The organism is Luteococcus sanguinis, assembly GCF_039527675.1.
GTDB classification, from domain to species: domain Bacteria; phylum Actinomycetota; class Actinomycetes; order Propionibacteriales; family Propionibacteriaceae; genus Luteococcus; species Luteococcus sanguinis.
In genome coordinates, this window is sequence record NZ_BAAAKI010000016.1 from 1 (window position 1) to 19,779 (window position 19,779).

At 67.9% G+C, this 19,779-nt stretch carries 15 protein-coding genes; 6 read left to right on the forward strand and 9 right to left on the reverse strand.

Annotation, left to right across the window (positions count from 1 at the left end):
• Positions 1 to 61: 61 nt before the first annotated feature.
• Positions 62 to 1,480: a threonine/serine exporter family protein gene (locus ABD089_RS11065; protein WP_343886460.1), complete on the reverse strand. Its 1,419-nt coding sequence runs from the start codon at positions 1,478 to 1,480 to the stop codon at positions 62 to 64.
• 132 nt (positions 1,481 to 1,612) lie between these two features.
• Here ABD089_RS11065 and ABD089_RS11070 point away from each other — a divergent pair, with 132 nt between their 5' ends.
• Positions 1,613 to 3,067 carry an NAD-dependent succinate-semialdehyde dehydrogenase gene (locus ABD089_RS11070; RefSeq protein WP_343886461.1) on the forward strand — a complete coding sequence of 485 codons (1,455 nt, stop codon included), beginning with the start codon at positions 1,613 to 1,615 and terminating at the stop codon, positions 3,065 to 3,067.
• 18 nt (positions 3,068 to 3,085) lie between these two features.
• Here ABD089_RS11070 and ABD089_RS11075 read toward each other — a convergent pair whose 3' ends face one another.
• The 6 genes from ABD089_RS11075 to ABD089_RS11100 form a co-directional block, all read right to left on the reverse strand.
• Complete coding sequence (locus ABD089_RS11075) at positions 3,086 to 4,279, reverse strand: ATP-binding protein (RefSeq protein ID WP_343886462.1); 1,194 nt, start codon at positions 4,277 to 4,279, stop codon at positions 3,086 to 3,088.
• Positions 4,280 to 4,398: 119 nt separating this feature from the next.
• The gene (locus ABD089_RS11080) at positions 4,399 to 5,220 is read right to left on the reverse strand and encodes a hypothetical protein (RefSeq protein ID WP_343886463.1); all 822 of its coding nucleotides are present in this window, start codon (positions 5,218 to 5,220) and stop codon (positions 4,399 to 4,401) included.
• Positions 5,221 to 5,426: 206 nt separating this feature from the next.
• On the reverse strand, positions 5,427 to 6,689 hold the full coding sequence (locus ABD089_RS11085) for an MFS transporter (RefSeq protein WP_343886464.1): 1,263 nt from the start codon (positions 6,687 to 6,689) through the stop codon (positions 5,427 to 5,429).
• A 79-nt stretch (positions 6,690 to 6,768) separates the two neighbouring features.
• Positions 6,769 to 7,242 carry a DUF3253 domain-containing protein gene (locus tag ABD089_RS11090; protein WP_343886465.1) on the reverse strand — a complete coding sequence of 158 codons (474 nt, stop codon included), beginning with the start codon at positions 7,240 to 7,242 and terminating at the stop codon, positions 6,769 to 6,771.
• Between the two features lie 24 nt (positions 7,243 to 7,266).
• Positions 7,267 to 7,734 carry a pyridoxamine 5'-phosphate oxidase family protein gene (locus tag ABD089_RS11095; protein WP_343886466.1) on the reverse strand — a complete coding sequence of 156 codons (468 nt, stop codon included), beginning with the start codon at positions 7,732 to 7,734 and terminating at the stop codon, positions 7,267 to 7,269.
• Positions 7,735 to 7,785: 51 nt separating this feature from the next.
• The gene (locus ABD089_RS11100; RefSeq protein WP_343886467.1) at positions 7,786 to 9,201 is read right to left on the reverse strand and encodes a tryptophan-rich sensory protein; all 1,416 of its coding nucleotides are present in this window, start codon (positions 9,199 to 9,201) and stop codon (positions 7,786 to 7,788) included.
• A 134-nt stretch (positions 9,202 to 9,335) separates the two neighbouring features.
• On the opposite strand from ABD089_RS11100, the gene ABD089_RS11105 reads away from it, so the two are divergent.
• Positions 9,336 to 10,079 (forward strand): CPBP family glutamic-type intramembrane protease, encoded by a 744-nt coding sequence (locus ABD089_RS11105; RefSeq protein WP_343886468.1) that lies wholly within the window; start codon positions 9,336 to 9,338, stop codon positions 10,077 to 10,079.
• Positions 10,080 to 10,737: 658 nt separating this feature from the next.
• On the opposite strand, the gene ABD089_RS11110 is transcribed toward ABD089_RS11105, so the two are convergent.
• A complete protein-coding gene (locus ABD089_RS11110) occupies positions 10,738 to 12,153 on the reverse strand; it encodes a nitronate monooxygenase (RefSeq protein WP_343886469.1) in 1,416 nt (471 codons plus the stop codon).
• Between the two features lie 128 nt (positions 12,154 to 12,281).
• The gene (locus ABD089_RS11115) at positions 12,282 to 13,310 is read right to left on the reverse strand and encodes a LacI family DNA-binding transcriptional regulator (protein ID WP_343886470.1); all 1,029 of its coding nucleotides are present in this window, start codon (positions 13,308 to 13,310) and stop codon (positions 12,282 to 12,284) included.
• A gap of 243 nt (positions 13,311 to 13,553) precedes the next feature.
• Between ABD089_RS11115 and ABD089_RS11120 the strand changes: the two genes are divergently transcribed.
• The 4 genes from ABD089_RS11120 to lacZ all read left to right on the forward strand — a co-directional run bounded on the left by ABD089_RS11120 (position 13,554) and on the right by lacZ (position 19,752).
• The gene (locus tag ABD089_RS11120; protein ID WP_343886472.1) at positions 13,554 to 14,873 is read left to right on the forward strand and encodes an ABC transporter substrate-binding protein; all 1,320 of its coding nucleotides are present in this window, start codon (positions 13,554 to 13,556) and stop codon (positions 14,871 to 14,873) included.
• A gap of 139 nt (positions 14,874 to 15,012) precedes the next feature.
• A complete protein-coding gene (locus tag ABD089_RS11125; RefSeq protein ID WP_343886473.1) occupies positions 15,013 to 15,933 on the forward strand; it encodes a carbohydrate ABC transporter permease in 921 nt (306 codons plus the stop codon).
• Positions 15,926 to 16,738, forward strand: a complete 813-nt coding sequence (locus tag ABD089_RS11130) for a carbohydrate ABC transporter permease (RefSeq protein WP_343886474.1) — start codon at positions 15,926 to 15,928, stop codon at positions 16,736 to 16,738. The genes ABD089_RS11125 and ABD089_RS11130 overlap by 8 nt, the downstream gene beginning before the upstream one ends.
• Positions 16,735 to 19,752, forward strand: a complete 3,018-nt coding sequence (gene lacZ, locus ABD089_RS11135; RefSeq protein WP_343886476.1) for a beta-galactosidase, LacZ type — start codon at positions 16,735 to 16,737, stop codon at positions 19,750 to 19,752. The genes ABD089_RS11130 and lacZ overlap by 4 nt, the downstream gene beginning before the upstream one ends.
• Positions 19,753 to 19,779 lie beyond the last annotated feature (27 nt).

Consider the following 19,779-nt stretch of genomic DNA (forward strand, 5'->3'; position numbering starts at 1 on the left):
AGAGCACTCGGCGGGAAAGCTCCCATCACCCGACTGTCATGAACCTGTCTGCCACCAACACCTAGGCGCTCGTCCCGGTCGCGACCGCCCGATGGCGCAACCGCATTCGGCGCAGTCGCCCAAGACGCTGCAGGGCCAGCGCGACGGCCGTCCCGAAGCTGGTCCCCACCGCCAGCGCCAGCGCCGTCATCGCGCAGCGCAGCAGCAGCGTCCCGGCCGGGTCGGGGCCCAGCCCGGTGACGGCGGTGAACACGCCCCGGTAGAGCAACAGGCTGGGCATCAGCGGTGACACCCCGATCGTCACCATCGCCACCACGGGGATGGCGAGCTTGCGTCCCGTCAGCTGGGAGATCAGCCCGATCAGCACCGCCGCCACCCCGGACGCCGCAGGGTGCGAGTCGGTCAGCGTCCGCGCCGCCGAATACCCGCCCCACAGCAGCACCCCCAGCCAGAACGCGACCACCGACGCCCGCGGGCCCATGTGGCAGCCCACCCCGAAGGCCAGGGCGATCACCCCGGCCGCGAACAACTGGTGGGTCAGGGCCGTCGTGAACCCGGCGACCGGCGTCAGGTATCCCTGGACACCTACCCGCAGGCCCAGCCACAGCGTCACCAACAGCCCCAGCACGATCGCGCCGGTCATGGTGAAGACCTCGAAGGTGCGGGCATTGGCGGTCAGGTAGTAGCCCTCGATCGCCTCCGACGCGGCGGCCATCAGACCGATGCCGGCCAGCATGGACGCCATCCCGGCGGCGACGATGATGCCCGGCGTCATCGACTCCCACACCGGATTCGGCCAGTGGCTGCGGGCGCTCATCAACCCCAGTGCGATCGCCGTCGGCACCGCTGCGCCGACGACCTGCGCGAAGAAGGGCGTCGTGCCGAACTTCATCAACGGACGACGAACCAGATCCACCAACGCAGCCGCCAGCGCGGCGACCATCTGGTCGCCCACGCTGCCGCCCAGGATCGCGGCGAAGGCACCACCCATCACGCCGGACGCGAGCACCATCACCCAGGTGCGGTACTGGCTGGCTCGTCCGCGCACCTCGCTCAACCGGACCCTCGCCTCTCCCACCTCCAGATGCCCCGCCTGCACCGACTCCACCAAAGACTCCAGTTCACCGAGGCGGTGGTAGTCGATCATGCCGGCCGGCACGACGCGCATCGCCGTGATCGGGTCGCCCGCGAAGGACGGCTGGTAGCTGACGACGATGCGGGTGTAGGTCGCATCGACGTGCGCGGGCAGGTGGAAGGCGCGGGTCACCCGTCCGACCAGACGGGCCGACTGGGCGGCGGTGGCGCCCGAGAGCATCGCCGTCTCCCCGATCCGCATGGCCAGGTCGATGATGGCGCGGGCCACCATCTCCTCGGCATCGTCCTCCTGGGCCGCGGCGTCATCCTTGCGTCGGGTCTTCAGGTAGGCCTGCCGCATCCGTCCGGTCGTGCCGGCCCAACGTGAGGGTGTCGAGGGTGTCACCGGCACATCCCAGCAGCAGGCGGGTGTGCGCGCCAGCGACGCCCACCATCCGTCGCAAGCGGGGCGGCGAACTAGCCTGAAGGGACAGATCAGGCCGAGCGCAGGTCAGCGATGAAACGAAGGGGACGAATCATGGGCGTGGACGTGGAACAAGTCATCAACCAGGTGCCGCGGGGCCAGTTCATCGCCGGCCAGTGGACGACCAGCGAGGCGACCTTCGAGGTCATCAACCCCGCCACCGGAGAGCCGCTGACGTCGGTCTGCGACGCCACCCCGGACGACGCCCGCGCCGCGCTCGACGCCGCCTGCGCCGCCGCGGACCAGTGGGCCGCCACCGAACCCCGCGTCCGCGCCGAGATCCTGCGCCGCGCCTACGAACTGATCGTCGAGCGCACCGACACCTTCGCCGCGCTGATGACCCTCGAGATGGGCAAGCCGTTGGCGGAGTCGAAGGGCGAGGTGACCTACGGCGCCGAGTTCTTCCGCTGGTTCAGCGAGGAGGCCTGCCGCGCCGAGGGCCGCTGGACCACCGCCCCGCTCGGCGGCAACCGTCTGCTCACCATGAAGCAACCCGTCGGGCCGGTGTACGCGATCACCCCGTGGAACTTCCCGCTGGCGATGGGCACCCGCAAGATCGGCCCCGCGTTGGCCGCCGGCTGCACCGTCGTCATCAAGCCCGCCTCGGCGACCCCGCTGACGATGCTCTACCTGATGGACGTGCTCAGCGCCGCGGGAGTGTCCGACGGCGTGGTGAACTGCGTTGTCAGCTCCCGTTCCAGCGCCGTCTCCGAACCGATCCTTGCCGACGACCGGCTGCGCAAGATCACCTTCACCGGCTCCACCGAGGTCGGTCGCAAGCTGCTCAGCCAGGCCTCCGAACACGTCCTGCGCACGTCCATGGAACTCGGCGGCAATGCCCCCTTCCTGGTGCTGTCCGATGCCAATGTGGACGCCGCCGTGAAGGGAGCGATGCCCGCGAAGTTCCGCAACAACGGCGAGGCCTGCACCGCGGCGAACCGCTTCTATGTCCACCGCGATGTCGCCGAGGAGTTCACGTCCAAGCTGGTGGAGGCCACCGAGAAGCTGGTGGTCGGCGCCGGAACCGAGGAGGCCACCACCCTGGGCCCGCTGGTCGACCAGGCCACCCGCGACAAGGTCGCCGAACTCGTCGACGACGCGGTCGCCAAGGGCGCGACCGTGCTGACCGGCGGCCACGCCCTCCAGCGGGAGGGGTTCTTCTTCGAGCCCACGGTGCTGGGCGACGTGCCCCGCGACGCGCGCCTGTTGCGCCAGGAGATCTTCGGGCCCGTCGCGCCGATCGTCGTCGTCGACTCCGACGAGGAGGCGATCGAGCTCGCCAACGCCACCGAGTTCGGGCTGATGGCCTATGTCTTCTCCCGCGACATCGGCCGCGGGATCACGGCAGTGGAGAAGCTCCAGTCGGGCATGGTCGCGCTCAACACGGGCGTGGTGTCCAACCCGGCGGCGCCATTCGGTGGCGTGAAGCAGTCCGGGTTGGGGCGTGAGGGCAGCCACGAGGGCCTGGACGAGTACCTCGAGACCAAGTACGTGGGCATCACCCTCTGAACCCCGGGCCCATCAGGCTCAGGACTGCTGCTGGCGCAGGTACCGGCCGAAGTGGGGGACGGTGAAGGCGACCTTCCCGCGCTCGGCCGAGTACACCAGGCCCTTCTTCATCAGCGCGTCCCGGGCCGGGGACAGCGACTGCGCCTTGCGTCCCAGGATCTCCGCGACGCGCGAGGTGGCGACCTGGTCGGCGTCGCCGGACTCGTCGTCCTCCAGGCCGGCCTCGGCCATCGCGCGCAGGTACTCGCGCTCGGCGGGGGTCGCGCGTTCGAAGCGGGATCCGAAGAAGCCGACGGCCAGCTCGGCCTCCGCGTCCGGTGTGGCGACGCGGACGTCATCGGCGGTGATCGGGGAGCTCGGCGCGAGGTCCCACACGACCTTGCCGTAGGCCTGGATGAAGTAGGGGTAGCCGCCGGTCAGCGCGTACATCGCGTCGAGGGCCTCGGGTTCGAAGGCGGCCTCCTCGTCCTCGGCCGGGAGGGTGAGGGCCAGGTCGGCGGCGGTGCGCTCCAGCCGGTCGATCCGGTTGTAGCGGAAGAGCCGCTCGGAGTATGACTTGGACGCCGAGAGCACGGCGGGCAGGTGGGGGAGCCCGGCGCCGACGACGATCAGCGGGAGGCGCTGCTGGCTGATCTCGTGGACCGCCGCGCACAGCGCCGAGACGTCGTCCGGCTGGAGGTCCTGCATCTCGTCGATGAAGATCGCCACGCCGACGCCCATGTCGGCGGCCAGCCCGCCGACGTCGGTGAACAGCTCGACCAGGTCGATCTCGATGTCGCCGGAGTCGGCGCGGCCCTTGGTGGCGGGGACGTTGATGCCGGGGTTCCAGCGCTCGGACAGTTTGGCGCCGGGCTTGACGTCGCGCTCGATGAAGGCCTTGACTGTGCCCAACACGGTGTCGGCGTCGCGGTGCCCGAGCTCACGGACGGCCATGTGCAGCGCCGCCCCCAGCGGACGACGAATACCTTGGTCAGGGCGGGCCTCGAACTTGCCGGTGCCCCACTTCGCCCGAACCGCCGACCCGCGCAGCGCATTCAGCAGGACGGTCTTGCCCACGCCACGCAGCCCGGTGAGGATGATCGAGCGCTCCGGACGCTGCCTGGCGGTGCGCTCCAGCACGACGTCGAAGGTGCGCAGCTGGTCGTCGCGACCCGCCAGCTCGGGGGGCCGCTGGCCGGCGCCGGGGGCATAGGGGTTGCGGATCGGGTCCATGCTCGGAGTGTATGGGGGTTTCTAGCGAAAACGCGAGAAGGGCTGAGAGTCCGTGAGAAGGGGTTTCCGCTCTGGCAGCGTCGTTCCCGCAAAGGAACTCAGGGAAATGCCCGTGTTCCCTACATGGGGGTAGGGGCAGGAAGATCCTGATTCACAACGGTTGATTCTGGTCTCGATCCCAACAGGGCATGTACGGAGGAGTTGACAGCAAGCCAGCTCGCGAAGTCACGGTCGATCATGCGGGCGAGAAGTTCAAGATGGGCATAGCCCTCAGCCGCTGTGTACCGAACGCCCTGCTGGCCCTTCATCGGGAACCCATTGATCAGTGCTTCATGATGCGCCACACGGTTTCGCAGCTCGTTGACGATCTTGCAAACGCTGTGCACCCACTCGCGGGTGAAGGTGGGCTCGACCTCGCCTGAAGCGTGGCGGATCGCTTTGGCCTCGAGTCTCCCCCCGGGGAACGCCGCCCTGAATGCCTTGAGCCACAGCTCTTCGTAACTGACGTCCAGTCGGCGCGGCTCTCGACCCGTGTAGCCGCCCTTGTCCAGCAGGTTCGTCCAGAAGCCAAACATGCATTGAGCGACGAGTCGTCCAGGCGCTGCTGGATCATCCGGTTGCTTCGTCACCGCGTTGGGCAGGTGGCTCCACGCCGTAGCCAGTTGCCCACAGCTTCGATCATCGAGAGCCACAACTTGGTACCACTGCGGCCCCCAAGTAGTGCAGGCGGCATCATGCATTGCTGTCCGCAAGGCCACCTCGAGGAGCGCGATATCGCCCAGAATGGCGACCGAAAGGTCCCGGTTCCATAGGTAAAGCCGTGCCGCGAGTTGCGAGTCATTCTTGGCGGCGGTGAGATACGTGGCCATGCGTGCGGGAGGGAGCACCCTGATCAGGGCGCTGTAGAGGTCCACTTCTTCTGCTTGCCTGTCGGTACTCACCCGACGTAGACTAGATCCCGAAGTCCCCCGGATCATGCTTTACGGTTCAGCCGTTCGGCACCGGGGGTATTTTCTTGCTTCTTCCCGGGCCGAGCACATCTGCAGGGACTGGGCTGCGTCGCCCCAGGCAGGCTTACCATCACCACTGCTGTGCCGTCCTCGTTGCTTGATTCACACCGCCCGGCTCGCAGGACGTCACGTGAGCGTCACGGCCTCAGATCGGGACGTTCGCGCTGACCCACCGAGTCGAGCTCCACACCGCGGCGCTCCGGCACCAGCAGCAGCGTCACGATCAGGTCCAGGACGTAGATCGATGCCAGCAGACCGATCGCAAAGCCGAAACCGTGCGAGCCGGCGACCAGTCCGACTAGCCACGGCGCCAAGCCGCCGACACCTCGTCCGGCATTGAACAGCACGTTCTGTGCGGTGCCGCGGGCGTGGGTCGGGAACAGTTCGGCGGTCAGGGCGCCGTAGCCGCCCATCATGCCGTTGACGAAGGCGCCCATCACCGCGCCGCCGATGAGCAGCGCGAGGGGGCTGTGCAACTGGGAGTAGGCCAGCACCGAGATCACGGCGCCGAGCTGGAAGGCGAGGAACATCGGACGTCGTCCGACCCGGTCGGCCATGAAGCCGAACACCAGGATGCCGGTGATCATGCCGAGCACGGTCACGGCCGTCCAGGTGGCGCTCTTGGTGAGCGAGAAGCCGTAGGTCTTCGACAGGTGGCTCGGCAGCCAAACCATCAGGCCGTAGTAGCCGAAGTTCTGCACGGACGTGAGCACGAAGATCGCCAGTGAGTGCCGGACCCGCTCGGGGGAGTTGAACAACTCCCGCACGGGGTTGCTGCTGGGCGCCTTGGCCTCGAACATCTCCGGCTCGTCCACGTGCCGACGGGTGAAGAAGGCGAGCAGCGCGGGCACCGCGCCGATCAGGAAGAGTCCGCGCCAGCCGACGGACGGGTTGCCGAGCGCCCATGCCGAGACGAAGGCGGCCAGCAACACGCCGACCTGCCAGCCGACGGCCACGAAGGAGGCCGCCCGTCCGCGCCACTTCGCCGGCCAGGCCTCGGTCGCCAGCGTCATGCCGACGCCGTACTCGGCGCCCAGACCGATGCCTGACAGGAAGCGGAACAGCACCAGCAGGTGGTAGTTCGGCGCCAGACCCGTGCAGGCCGTGAACACCGCGAAGACCAGGATCGAGATGGTGAGCACCTTCACCCGTCCGATGCGGTCGGACGCGATGCCGCCGACGATCCCGCCCAGCACCGCGCCGAGCAGGGTGATGGTGGCGAGGAATCCGGCCTGCGAGGTGCCGAGGCCGAAGGTGCGGGTGATGGCGCCGAGCGAGAAGCTCAGGATCAGCAGGTCGAAGCCGTCCATCGCGTACCCGACGGCGGACGCGAGCAGGGCGGTCAGGGCGTAACGGCTGGGACGCTCGGTGGTGCTGGGCGCGGGCAGGGTGGTGGTCACCGGCAGGACTCCTCGGCATGTGGACAAATCGCCCAATTCTAGGACCGCGACAGATGCCCGCCGCGCGTGGTTCCCAGCGCTACGCCAGCGGAGCCAGTCTGATCGGACCCTTGACGGTGGCCGGATCGACGTCCACGCCCTTTTGCTGCACCCTGATCTGCCCGTGCGCTGCCAGTTCCCCGGCGACCTCGCGCGCCAAACCCATCAAGTCACGCCAACCCTCACCGCCGACCACCCTGGCTGCATCGCTGGGGCAGATCGTCGACCCGTCCCGATGTCTCAACAGCGCCCGGATCGATGCTGCCAGACGCACCCGGCGTCCTTCCTCGGTGGGCTCCCACCAGGTCTCACCGCGCTCACCGAGCGCGACCTTCGCGTCCTGCACTCGGGGCCGCGCCGTTGCCGGGTCGGTGCGGACCAGCCGCCTTGCGTCCATCAGTTCGGCAACCAGCTCGGCCCGCAGAGCGTCCGGGATGGCGGGGTCGCTGGCACGCCAGCGACGCCCGTCCACCACGATGTAGCGCCCGTCCTCGGTGCGCTCCGGTTCAGCCACGGGAGCGCTTCGGTAGTGACGAACTCACAACTCGACGGTGCCGTGGTCCCCGGCCTCGGGCTTGCCGTTGGTGACTGCCGCCTTGAGCATGCTGACGATGGTCACCGGCGCGGACGCCGACTCCCAGTAGCTGGCCGACTCGGGGTGCACGGCGAGGACGACATTGCTCGGGTCTTCGGGGCCCTCCTCGGTGTACGCCTCGGTCGCGATGCTCCACAGGTCCTTCTTGAGCTCCACGTCGTCGAGCAACTCGGCGGTGCCCGAGATCGACACGAAGGTGCCCTTCTCGGCGAAGGCCAGGTTCACCGGCCCGGCCACCGACTGCTGGGCCACGTCGGTGTCGCGCTGGGTGACGAACAGCAGCGTCAGGTCGTCCTCGATGCGCAGCGGGGTCATCGGACGGCTCACCAGCCGCCCGCCGTCCTGGGTGGTGAGCATGGCGAAGCGGATGCCGTCGACAAGGTCACGGATCGTCTGTTGATCAGCGGTCATGGGGTGCTCCTTCGGGACGAATGATCGGACGAACGAACGAACGAATGGACGTCAGCGGTTACGACGCCACAACTCGGCGGTGAGAACGGTGGCGAAGGCCGTCCACGCCGCATAGGGGGCCAAGGCGACGCCGCGCTCGTGACGCTTGCCCACCCGACGCACCAGGTCTGCGGAACTGGCGGCCAGGGCAGCGGCCACCCCCGTGGCGGCTCCCAGCTGACGTGCCTGCCAGAAGACCCAGGACCAGCCGCCGTTGAGCACCAGGTTCACGCCGAGCGCGCCTGCGAACTCGCGTGCCTCGTCCTGCTCGACGGCATCCAGCAGGTCGGCCAGGTGCAGCGCCGACATGATCGCAATGTCTGCGTACAAGGCGGTCCAGACGGGTCCGAAGACGCTGTTCGGGGGTTGCCAAGCTGGCTTGTCGAGGGTCTTGAACCAGCCTGTCGCGGGGACGGTGGCGATCGTCCCGATGATCGCGGCACCAGCGGCAGCAGCGGTGGTTGCGCCCAGGATCTTCCAGAAGCGGTACTGGTCGAGGTCCGCGGCTTCCCGTCTGGCGGCCTCGTCGAATCCGGTCGCGCCCCCGCTCGGCGCGCCGACCAGCGATTCGAGGTCCCGCTCGGAAACGACATTGTCGTGGTGCAAGGACTCCACCAGCGGACGCGCCATCGCTGCCTGCACCGGGGTCACCAGGCTGATCCACCGTGAGGCGAGCCTTGGCGTCCACACCGGAGCCGTCAGCGACGGCCGGGGGCCAAGGTGCTGGACGCTGGCATAGCGCGACATCATCTCGGCATAGCTGAGTACGTCGGGCCCGCCCACGTCGAAGCTTCGGTTCTGCTCCGGGGGCAGGTCAGCAGCGCGGACGAGGTAGTGCACGACGTCATCCACGTGGATCGGCTGGATGCGGTTCTTCAGCCACCGTGGGCCGATCGATCCGGGCAGTCTCTCGGACAGCGTCCTGAGCATGTCGAAGGACGCCGACCCGTCGCCCAGCACCACGCCCGCCTGGACTGCCGCCGTGGGCACCCCGCTGGCCATCAGCACCTTGCCCACCTCGACCCGGCTGGCCAGATGGGGCGAGAGTTCCTCGCCGTCGGGGTGCAGACCACCCAGGTAGACGATCCGGCCCACTCCGGCGTCACGCGCCGCGGTCGCGAAGGCCTCGGCGATCTCGCGGTCGCGCTTGGCGAAGTCGTCCTCGTCGCCCATCGAGTGAATCAGGAACCACGCGACGTCCACTCCCAGCAAGGCCTTCGCAAGGTCATCCGCGTCGCCGGCATCGCCCTCGACGACGTCCACGCGGTCGTGCCACTCGTCGGGAAGTTTGCCCGGCGTGCGGGCCAGCACGCGGACCCGCCAGCCCTCGTCCAGCAGTCGCCCGACCACCTGCCCACCGATGTATCCGGACGCGCCGGTGACCAGGCCGAGTCGGTTGTCGGACGTGGGGGCGGGGTTCTGGGTCACGGTCACATCGTGCCCGAGCGTGCCCGCCTGAGCACCACCTCTGTGACCGTGTTTGCCGACAGCGAAGGAAGTCAGCCACCACCAGCGACCCCGGGGCGGCTAGGTTGGCCACGGCCGACACGAGAGGCAGACCGATGATGTCATCCCCGGCGCTGGACGAGCTGCGCCGCTTCGTCCATGCCTCCCTGCTCGACCCTGCCGTCGAGACCGACGCCGATACGGACGAGAAGCCGGTGCGCCGGATGGTCGTCTGTGCGGCGACGCTGCTGGTCGGGGCGCTCACGCTGCGCTGGTCGCTGGGCGTGGCGCCCGGTGACGCGCTCTTCTACCCGGCGACCGCTGGGCTGGCGTTGGTGTGGCTGGTCGGGGCCCGATTGTCTGGTCCGGTTGCCCCTGGCCACGCCCGTCCCCGCCACGGCCAGACGCTGACCCACGGCGTCGTCCAGTCGCTGGTCTGGGGAGGATCGTTGCTGGCGCTCTTCCTGGCTGGTGCGCTGTTGGTGTCGCGGATCCCGCTGCTGGCCGGGCCCGTGCAGGACCTGCTCGACCACGCCCGACGTGGCTCCCTGCCCCTGGTCGCCGCGCTCACCGCTCTCAATGGTCTGGGGGAGGAGTACTTCTTCCGCGGGGCGCTCTTCCAAGCTGTGCGACGACGCCAGCGGGTGCTGGTCAGCACCGGGCTCTACGCCGTGGTCACGGCCTTCTCGGGCATCCCGCTGCTGGTGCTGGCGGCCGCATTGCTGGGGCTGGTGGTCGGGCTGCAGAGACGAGCGACCGGTGGCTTCCTGGCCCCGACCATCACGCATCTGGTGTGGTCGCTGGGGATGCTCTTCCTGCTGCCCGGCGCACTTGACCTCGGCGGTCGCCTCCTCGGCTGACCCCTTCGCGAGATGACGGGCCCAGGCATTCGATCGAACCAGATCCCGTGATAGACGTCATGGTCAGTCTCGGTGGCGTTCCCCGGGACGGGCGGCGTCCGCGGTGGGGCCTGCGCTCGTCGGCGTCCGGCGCAGGGAGGATCCATTGGGGGTTGCCCGGCCCCCGTTCATGGAGCGTTCCCGCGTTGCTGGTCCGGCCCACCCGCATGTGACCAGCCGATTGCCTCGTATGCGCGTATCTAAGCAAAGAGCTAGATGATCAGATACGCCGCAATCGTCGATCCCCGAGCCTCACCGCGCACCATCCCAGGTCCCGCACCCCGCACGATCCCGAGTCCGTCGAGGGTTCCCTCCGGCCAGCGCGACCGGAACAGGCCGGGCTTCTGCGCCAAAATCGCCGCCTCAGAGCAATCCGGTCCCGCGGAGGGACCGAAACACTCTGGGGCGGCGATTTTGGCGGGAATCCGCGAAAGCCACGCAAAGCCGCTGCCCCTCAGCCGCACGTGGGCGGTGCTGACGGCTTCGATTGGAGTATCTCAGGCTTTCTAGCTGTAGGCCTAGAGAGCCGAATAGGCGCACATCGTGGCGGAGCGGGGCGTAGGGGAGCCCTTGACAGGCTCGGGGATCCTGGGGAGGCCAGGCTCGGGAACGAAGAGCGTCAGCTGCCGAGCAGGAAACCGACGACCTCGCGGGCATTCCAGCCATCCGGGTGCGCGGCGAGCAGTCGCCTGGCGCCATCGAGGTCCTGGCCGAGGGTGACGCCCTGGGCCTCCTTGTAGCCGTCCTTGCGCTCCTGGCCCAGGCCGATGTTGGCCATCAGACAGTTGCACAGGCACTTGCGACCCACGGTGTCCTCCAGCGTGCCGCCCTTCTTGAGGTAGGCGTCGATGGGCTCGGACGCGCAGCGGTAGCCGATCGTCCCGTTCTCGCGAGCGTAGGGCTGGCGCAGGTATGACAGGTCACACAGTCGTGGACGTGCCTCGTAGATGGCCGGATCGCTCAGCGTGCCGGGCATCTGCGCGATCTTGAAGGGGAAGCCGGTCGGCGAGGCCCGGGGATCATTGCGCACGTCCAGCTCCTCGTCCCGCAGCTGGCCGACGAGCTGGTCACGCAGTTCGTCGGTGAGCCCGGACTCCTTGGCCATCGCGAAGACCGTGCCGCACTGGACGCCCTCGGCGCCAGCGGCACGCGCGGCGGCGACCGCCTCGGGGGTGGCGTAGGCGCCAGCCATCCAGAAGGGGGAGCCGAAGGCCACCATCTTCTCCAGGTCGGCCAGGTCCTTCTCGCCGTAGATCGGGTCGCCCGACTCGTCCAGCGTCATCTTGCCGCGCGGGGGAGCGGAGTGGCCACCGGCCACCGGACCTTCGACGACGAAGCCGAAGGGCTTGATCTTCTCGTCCCGGTTGAGGAAGCCGGCCAGCGAGTGCACCGAGATGATCGCCAGGAAGCGCGGCGTCGGGAACTCTTGCACGCCTGCGCCCAGGGCGACCTGCGGGTCGACGGCCGACCAGTGTGCATCCCCGCCCTCGACGTCCACGTGTACGCCGCCCACACGGCCGGCGGACAGGTCACGCAACAGCTGCGGGATCTCACGCGGGATGCCGGCGCCCATCAGGACGTAGTCGACCTCCGCGATCACCGCGCCCAGCGTGGCGCTGGGGGTGCCCATCTGGATCTTCTCCAGGAAGTTGATGCCGACGACGCCGTCGTGGCCCTCCTTTGCCAGCCAGACCTCGGCGAAGTTCGCGACGGCGTCCAGCTGGACGGTCGCATCGGACGGGTCGACGGTCAGCGTGGGGACAGGACGGTAGGGCGCGCCACCGCGTCCCTCCGGCTTGAAGTATTTGGCCAGGACCGCCTCGGCGAGCTCCTGGTTGGGGAAGGCGCCCAGCGCGCGACGGTAGTGACCACCCGGGTCGCCGTCTTGAAGCGTGCGGGCGAGCACCGCGTCGAGCGCGGTGCCGGAGACGACGCCGAGCTCGCCGGCCATCGAGACCTCGCGCGCCAGCCGCCAGCTGGACACGGCAACGCCCATGCCGCCCTGGATGACAGTGGGAAGACCGTTCTCGTTCATCGCGCGAACCTCCGTCTACGCACCCGTAACCTACGGATGCGTAACCTACGGTACCGTAACAAAATTGTACCGAACGGTTCTCCTATCGCACCCCACGGACACGACGCGACTGCTGGCGCTCGCCGCGACTAGGACGAACGAGGCCGCGGAACTGCCGTGCTCCCCCGGACGATCAGCTCGCTGGGGAGCACCACCCGCCCCAGTTCCGCTCGCGGCGTCCCGGCCATCTGGGCCAGCACCAGGCGGACGAGTTCATGGCCGATCTGGTGGAAGTCCTGTCGGATGGTGGTGAGCGGAACCTGGGCGTAGGGGGCCAGCCCGATGTCGTCGAAACCGATCACAGAAATGTCCTGCGGCACCCGTCGTCCGCCCTCGTGCAGGGCGCGCATCAGGCCGAAGGCGGTCTCGTCGTTGGCGCAGAAGACGGCCGTGACACAGGGGTCGTTCAGCAGCTGCAGCCCGGCCCGGTATCCGGACTCGGCGGTCCAGTCGCCGACCAAGGGGTTCGGCGCATGGATCCCGGCCTCCTCCAGCGTTCGACGCCAGGCGCCCTGACGCACCCGGCCCGGCACGGAGTCGAGCGGGCCGGAGATGTGGTGGACGGTGCGGTGTCCCAGCTCGAGCAGGTGACCGACCGCGTCGACCGATCCTTGGATCTGGTCCACGACCACGCCGGGCAGGTGACCAGTGAGCCGTGAGTCGGAGGCGGCGATCGGCAGGGACGGCGGCAGCGCCAGCAACTCCGGCACCGCGGTCTCCGCCCGAATCACCACCAGCGCATCGATCGCCTGCTGTGCCAGCCGGCTCGCTCGCTGGTTCCATCCGGCCGAGGTCGAGGAGGGGACGTCGATCAGGGTGACGCTGAGGTCGTTCTCCTCAGCCGCCTCGACGACGGCCTTGAGGGTCATCGCCTCACCCGTCCGCTCGAAGCGATGTGCCATCAGCCCGATGGTCGAGAAGCGTCCGACCCGCAGGGCCCGGGCCGCATGGTTGGGCACATAACCGAGCTGGCTCATCGCCGCCTCGACGCGCTCCCGGGTCTCCGGACGCACCGACGACGAACCGTTGGCCACCCGCGAGACCGTCTGCGCCGAGACGCCCGCCACTCGCGCCACGTCCTTGATGGACAGGCCCGGACGACGAGTACTGGATGCCATGGGGGCAGCCTAGCCCTCGGGGGACCCCCGGGGACGAGGAGATGGTCACGTCACCATCGAGCGCCAGGGGGAGAGGTTTCTTAGCCATATCGTTACCGAGCCCGGTGGCGTCGGCGAAAGCAGGGGGCGTATGTTAACGTCAACATCAACACGGTGCGGCGGGCCACAAAAAGACGGCCAGCTGGACACGATCCCAAAGTCCCGGGTCACCGATGTCCCGGGGATGGAAAGGAAACGACGCTCATGCTCGACCTCAACCGCCGCACCTTCCTTGCCGGCGCACTCTCCGCCGCGGCCGTCTCCATGGCCGGCTGCGGTTCCGACTCGGCGGGCGACACGACCGCCCCCAAGGCCGATGCCTCGGTGCCCACCAGCGGCACCCTCGACGCCTGGTGCTGGGACCCCGCCTTCAACGTCTACGCGATGAAGGAGGCCGGGAAGATCTACGCGGCCAAGCACCCTGACGTGAAGATGAACGCGATCGAGACCCCTTGGGACGACATCCAGACCAAGATCACCACGCTGGCCCAGTCGCAGAAGGGTGACCAGCTCCCCGACATCTTCCTGGTGCAGAACAATGCCTTCCAGAAGAACGTCATCAACTACCCCGACCTGTTCGCCGACCTCACCGACTCCGGCCTGGCCTACGACCAGTTCGGTGAGTCGGTCGTCAACTACTCCACCGTCGACGGCAAGCGCTACGGCGTGCCCTTCGACAATGGCTGCGCGATCACCGGTCTGCGCACCGACCTTCTCGGCCAGGCCGGCCTCAAGATCGACGACTTCACCGACATCACCTGGGACGACTACATCGCGAAAGGCAAGCAGGTGAAGGCGAAGACGGGCAAGCCGATCCTGTCGGGCCAGTCGGGCCAGCCCGACATCGTGATGATGATGCTGCAGAGCGCTGGCGCGAGCCTGTTCACCGATGACGACAAGGTCAACATCGTGGACAACGAGCCGCTGACCAAGGCCCTGGAGGTCTACAAGCAGCTGCTCACCTCGGGCGTCATGACCGAGAACAACTCCTGGGACCAGTACGTCGGCAGCTTCGTGAACTCCAATGTCGCCGGCGTGATGAACGGCATGTGGATCCTGGGCTCGGTGCAGACCGCGAAGGCGCAGGCTGGCAAGTGGGCGATCACCAACCTGCCCAAGCTGGACGGCGTGGAGGGTGCCACCAACTACTCCGCGAACGGTGGCTCGTCGTGGGCCGTCAGCGCCCAGGGCAACACCGCGCTGGCCGTCGACTTCCTCAAGGAGACCTTCGCCGGATCCAAGGAGCTCTACGAGACGATACTGCCGTCCTCGGGTGCGCTGGCCAACTGGACCCCGGCCGCCGAGACCGAGGTCTACAAGAAGCCCGTCGCCTTCTTCAACGACGAGGCGATCTACTCCAAGATCGTCGAGTACTCCAAGAGCGTCCCCTCCAACCGGACGGGCGTCTTCTACTACGAGGCCCGCGACGCGCTGGGTGCGGCGATGACCAAGGTCATCAAGGGCACCGACATCAAGACCGCGCTGGCCGAGGCCCAGAAGGCCGTCGAGTTCGCGATGAAGTGACCCCAGGTCAGCATTCCGCTCCGCGAAGGAGCGTCTGACTCAAACGGACGTGGGAGGGGGCACCCGCCCCCTCCCACGCCGCGTCCGCACTGGTCACCCATCACCACCCACGCACCACTTCACGGAAGGACTTGTCGCGGTGTCCCAAGCCATGACAGCCGAGCCCACCCGACGACGGGGGCTCACCACCGAGAAGCGCCACAACCTGACCGGCTGGATCTTCCTGCTGCCGGCTGCGGCGCTGATCGCGATCATGAACTTCTACCCGATGTTCCAGGCCCTCATCCTGTCGATGAAGACCGGACGAGGAACCCGCTTCCGCTGGGCCGACCCGCTGTGGAGCAACTACACGCGCCTCCTCCAGGACGACCTGTTCTGGACGACGCTGAAGAACAACACGATCTACCTGGTGGTGCAGGTGCCGATCATGCTGGGCCTCGCGCTCGTCCTGGCCGTGCTGCTCAACAACCCGAACCTGCGCTTCCGTGGCCTGTGGCGCACCGCGATCTTCCTGCCCTGCGCGGTCTCGTTGGTGTCGTACTCGATGGTCTTCCGGACGATGTTCGCCACCGACGGCCTGGTCAACGACGCGCTGATGGGCCTGTCGGCCATCGACTCGCCGATCAACTGGTTCGGGCAGGCCTGGACCGCCCGCCTGGTCATCATCCTCGGCCTGCTGTGGCGCTGGACCGGCTACAACATGGTCTTCTTCCTCGCCGGCCTGCAGACCATCGACCCGAACACGATCGAGGCCGCCAAGGTGGACGGCGCCAACTCCTGGCGCGCCTTCTGGCACGTCACCGTGCCGCAGCTGAAGCCGATGATCCTGCTCTGCGCGATCATGTCGACCAATGGCACCATCCAGCTCTTCGACGAGTCGTGGAACCTCACCCAGGGCGGGCCGGCCTATGGCTCCATGAGCCTGAGCCACTACCTCTTCGAGATCTCCTTCCAGAAGAACCCGAACTTCGGCTACGCATCCGCGCTGTCCTACGCGATCTTGATGATCGTCGCGGTGCTGGCCTTCATCCAGATGAAGGTGGGAGACCGTCGTGACTAGTCCTCGAATGCGCCGCGTACCGGCCTATCTGACGCTGACCATCGCGTCCCTGTTCTCGCTCTTCCCGCTCTACTTCATGGCGGTGTCGGCGACCAATGCGTCCCAGGACGTGCTGAACAGCAAGATGCTCCCGGGCAGCCAGCTGGCTGCCAACTTCCACCGCCTCATCGGGTCCCAGCCGTTGTGGAGCGCCCTGTGGCACTCGGCGCTGTACGCCATCGGGGCGACGGTGCTGTCACTGCTGGTCTGTTCGATCGCGGGCTACGGCTTCGAGGTCTACCACTCCCGCGGCAAGGACGTGCTGATGGGCATCCTGCTGCTGGCGATGATGATCCCCTTCGCCGCGACGATGATCCCGCTGTTCCGGATGTTCGCGAAGCTCAACATGATCAACTCGCTGTGGGCGGTCATGTTGCCCGGTATCGCGACGCCCTTCCTGATCCTGCTCTTCCGCCAGTCGGCACGCTCGTTCCCGCGGGAGATCATCGAGGCCGCACGGCTGGACGGGCTGAGCGAACTGCACATCTTCGGACGCATCTTCCTGCCCACCATGCGCTCGACCTACGCGGCGGCGGCCGTGGTGACCTTCATGGCCGCCTGGAACAACTTCCTGTGGCCCAAGGTGATCCTGGTCAACAGCGAGTTCCAGACCATGCCGATGCTGGTCTCCAACCTGACGGCCGGCTACGTCACCGACTACGGCATGCTCATGCTCGCCGTTCTCATCGCGTCGGTGCCGACCATGGTCCTCTTCCTCGTCCTTCAACGCGCCTTCACCGAAGGCATCACGGGAGCCATCAAATGACACAGCCCACCTTCGACACGAGCCTTCTGGACGACCCGACGAAGTTCGCTGAGAACCGGATGCCCGCCCATTCCGACCATCGCTGGTTCGCCAGCGAGCAGGAGCTGGCCACCGGCGCGTCCAGCTACGAGCAGTGCCTCAACGGCAGCTGGAAGTTCCACTATGCCAAGAACCCCGCCGGCACCATCGCGGGCTTCGAGGCGACCGACTTCGACGCCTCCGGTTGGGACGACATCGCCGTCCCCGGCCACATCCAGCTGCAGGGCTACGACCGGCCGCAGTACGTCAATGTCCAGTACCCCTGGGACGGGCACGAGCAGCTCGAGCCCGGCGAGGTGCCGCAACGCTTCAACCCGGTGGCCAGCTACCTGACCCGGTTCACGCTCGACCACCCGGTCGCCGAGGGCGAGCGCGTCTCGATCACCTTCCACGGCGCCGAATCCGCGCTGTCGGTGTGGCTCAACGGACGCTGGATCGGCTACGCCTGCGACACCTTCACCCCCTCCGAGTTCGACCTCACCGACGCCCTGGTCGAGGGCGAGAATGTGCTGGCCGCTCAGGTCTTCAAGTTCAGCGCCGCCTCCTGGATCGAGGACCAGGACTTCTACCGCTTCTCCGGCCTCTTCCGCGACGTCGTCCTGCGTCGCCGTCCCGCCACCCACGTCGAGGACGTCCGGGTGCGCAGCGAACTGGACGATGACCTGGCCCGGGCCGTCGTGAGCTGCCGGTTGCAGGTCGTCGGGGACGGTCAGGTCAGCGTCCGCGTCGTCGACGGACCCGAGCTGGAGCGCGGCGATGACGGCACCTTCACCGCCGAGATCACCGACCCCCGACTGTGGAGCCCGGAGTCTCCCGAGCTGTACCAGCTGCGCATCGAGATTGACGGCGAGGAGACCGACGGGGAGGTCATCGCGCAGGCCTTCGGCATCCGCCGCTTCGCGATCGAGGGTGGCGTGCTCAAGCTCAACGGCCAGCGCGTCGTCTTCAAGGGCGTCAACCGGCACGACTTCGGGCTGAACGGACGGGTGATCACCCGCGCCGAGGCCGAGGCCGACATCGTGTTGATGAAGCAGAACAACATCAACTCGCTGCGCACCAGCCACTACCCGAACAACAGCTTCGTCTACGAGCTGTGCGACCAGTACGGCCTGATGGTCATCGACGAGATGAACATGGAGTCCCACGGTGTCTGGGACAAGCTGTGGCGCGAGAACCTACCCGTCGAGCAGGCGCTCCCGGGAGATCGCGCGGAATGGCTGCCCGCCCTGATCGACCGGGCCGACTCGATGGTGCAGCGCGACAAGAACCACCCGAGCATCGTCATCTGGTCGTGCGGCAACGAGTCCTTCGGCGGCGGCAACATCGCCAAGCTCGCCGACCACTTCCGCGAGCTCGACACCCGTCCGGTGCACTACGAAGGGGTGCACCACGACCCGCGGTACCCCGACAGCACCGACATCGTCAGCCAGATGTACACCTCCGCCGCAGCCGTCGAGGAACAGCTCCGACAGCACCGCGACAAGCCCTTCATCCTGTGCGAGTACGCGCACGCCATGGGCAACTCCTTCGGTGCCGTCGACAAGTACATCGACCTCGCCTACCGCGACGAGCTCTTCCAGGGCGCCTTCATCTGGGACTTCGCCGACCAGGCGATTGCCTTGACCGACCGCTTCGGCAAGCCCTACTTCGGCTACGGCGGCGACTGCGGCGAGGCCCCCCACGACGGGGAGTTCTGCGGCAACGGCATCGTCTTCGCCGACCACACGCCCTCGCCGAAGCTGGCCGAGGTGAAGAAGCTCTACCAGGGTCTGGTCGTCACGGTCGGGGACGCGGAGTTCACCGTCGACAACCGGTTGCTGTTCACCAGTTCGGACGCCTACGACTGCCGCGTCACCATCGCCCGCCAGGGCGTCGTCGTGGCCCGGTCGTCGATCGGGACGGTCGTTGCTCCGGGGGAGCGTGCCAGCTACCCCTTGCCCGAGCTTCCCACCGAGCCCGGGGAGTACACCGTCGATGTCTCCTTCCATCTGCGAACGGATGAGAAGTGGGCACCCGCCGGGCACGAGGTGGCCTTTGGCCAGGCGGTTGTCCGCGTCGGGGAGGCGCCGGTGCGTCCGAGCGCTCCGGCGCCCGAGGTCGTCCACGGCATCCACAATGTCGGCGTCCGTGGCGAGCACTTCACGGCGCTGTTCTCCAAGCTGCACGGCGGTCTGGTGTCCTACCGCTTCGGGATGACCCGCGACGGCGGACACGAGATGTTGCGCCAGGTTCCGCGTCCGAACTTCTGGCACGCACCCACCTCCAACGAGCGCGGCTGGCAGATGCCCGCCCGCGACGGGCAGTGGCTGCTGGCCAGCCAGTACCCGACGCTGGCCCCCGAGGTCGCGCAGCCCGAGGTGGAGCAGGCGGACGACAGGGTCCGGCTCAGCTACCGCTACCTGCTGCCCACCACCCCGCAGAGCACCTGCCAGGTCAGCTACCTGGTGAGCGGTGACGGGCGCATCGAGGTCACCCTCGAGGTCGAGCCCGGCGAGGGTCTGCCCGACATGCCCGAGTTCGGGATGCTGCTCGCCACCCAGCCCGAGTTCAACCGGCTGGAGTTCTACGGCGAGGGCCCGGACGAGTGCTACGTCGACCGCCGAGCCGGGGCGCGGCTGGGCGTCTGGTCCGGTCTGGTGGAAGACCAGCTCACCCCCTACCTGCGTCCGCAGGAGGCGGGCAGCCACACGGGTGTCCGGTGGGCAACGGTGACCGACGCCCGTGGCCGCGGCCTCCGGCTGGAGTGCGCGGACACCATGGAGTTCTCGGCGATGCCGTGGACGCCGGTCGAGGTGGAGAGCGCGCTGCACCACGTGGACCTTCCGCCCCACCAGCGCACCATCCTGCGCCCGGCCCTGATGCGCCGCGGCGTGGGTGGCGACGACTCCTGGGGTGCGATGACCCACCCCGAGTACTGCCTGCCCACGGGGGAGAAGCTGACCTTCACCTTCAGCTTCCAGGGCCTCTTGGGCTGAGGCGACGCGATAACCCACGAACTGGGT